Here is a 1,381-nt window from a genome sequence, read left to right as displayed (position 1 = left end):
GGTAGTGTCCGCGCTGTTGGTGGACTTTCATCCCTCGTAACGGTGTAGCGTGAGGTGGTCATCGGATCATTTGGCTATGGTGGAGTTGCGAGACTTCCCCCTGGAGCCTGGAGAACCCGATGACCGAGGAGAGATTACCACTTGCCGAGCTGCTGGCCAAAGCCGGTGACGGCGATTTTCTGCGCAGCGTTGCGGAAGCTGTGGTGCAATTGCTGATGGAGACTGATGTAGACGGCCTGATCGGTGCCGGGCGGTACGAGCGTAGCGGCGAGCGCGCGACGTATCGCAACGGCTACCGGGACCGGGCTCTGGACACGCGGCTTGGCAGCCTGCAACTGCGTATCCCCAAGCTGCGGCAAGGCAGCTACTTCCCGCCCTTCCTGGAGAGCCGCCGGACCTCGGAGAAGGCCTTGAGCGCGGTTATTCAGGAAGCCTGGATCGGCGGCGTCTCGACCCGGCGGGTGGACGAGCTGGTGCAAGCGATGGGGCTGTCGGGGATCAGCAAGAGCACGGTCTCGAAGCTGTGCAAGGACATTGACGAGCGGGTGAATGCCTTCCTCGACCGGCCGCTTGCCGGTGACTGGCCGTATCTGTGGCTGGATGCGACCTACCTCAAGCAGCGCGAGGGCGGGCGGATCGTCTCGGTTGCCGCGATAATCGCCGTGGCAGCGAACACTGACGGCCGCCGTGAGATCGTCGGCCTGCACATTGGTCCGTCCGAGGCCGAGACCTTCTGGGCAACCTTCCTCAAGAGCTTGGTGCGCCGCGGCCTGCACGGGGTTAAGCTGGTCATCTCGGATGCCCATGAGGGGCTGAAGGCGGCGATCCGGCGGGTCATGGGCGCATCCTGGCAGCGCTGTCGGGTGCATTGGATGAGGAACGCGCTGTCCTATGTCCCGAAGGCCCAGCAGAACATGGCATCCGCCGCGTTGCGCCAGGCGTTCATCCAGCCTGACCGCGCCAATGCCAGCCAGACCCTGCGCCATGTCGCCGATCAGCTCCGCGGCAAGTGGCCAAAGCTCGGCACGTTTATCGATGACAGCGAGATCGACGTGCTGGCGCACATGGATTTTCCCGCCCAGCACCGGACCAAAATCCACAGCACCAACCCCTTGGAACGCTTGAACAAAGAGGTCAAACGCCGCGCCGATGTCGTAGGCATCTTTCCAAACGAGGCAGCGATCATCCGGCTGATCGGTGCCGTGCTGCTGGAGGCAAACGATGAGTGGCAGACACAAAACCGGTATATGCAGATCGAGGGAATGGCTGAACTTACACCCCCGCTGATCAACGCTGAACCAAACCAGATTTCCACTGCAGCCGCATGATCGATGGCCACTTCAGCTACACCAGAATGTCCACCACATTGACGGACGCTACC

The 1,381-nt window shown here is 62.1% G+C and carries 1 protein-coding gene; it reads left to right on the top strand.

Translation table 11 applies throughout. The features are described 5' to 3' along the window. Positions 1-119 precede the first annotated feature (119 nt). Positions 120-1,328, top strand: a complete 1,209-nt coding sequence (locus MXAZACID_RS17225; RefSeq protein WP_008495841.1) for an IS256 family transposase — start codon at positions 120-122, stop codon at positions 1,326-1,328. Positions 1,329-1,381: the final 53 nt, after the last annotated feature.

This window comes from Acidocella sp. MX-AZ02 (assembly GCF_000306035.1).
Lineage (GTDB): Bacteria > Pseudomonadota > Alphaproteobacteria > Acetobacterales > Acetobacteraceae > Acidocella > Acidocella facilis.
The sequence above is the reverse complement of the archived record's forward strand: the minus strand, read 5'-3'. Positions and strand labels throughout refer to the sequence as shown.

Excerpts from the sequence above, each read along its gene's own strand:
- MXAZACID_RS17225 (WP_008495841.1), top strand. The coding sequence starts at position 120 with ATGACCGAGGAGAGATTACCACTTGCCGAGCTGCTGGCCAAAGCCGGT.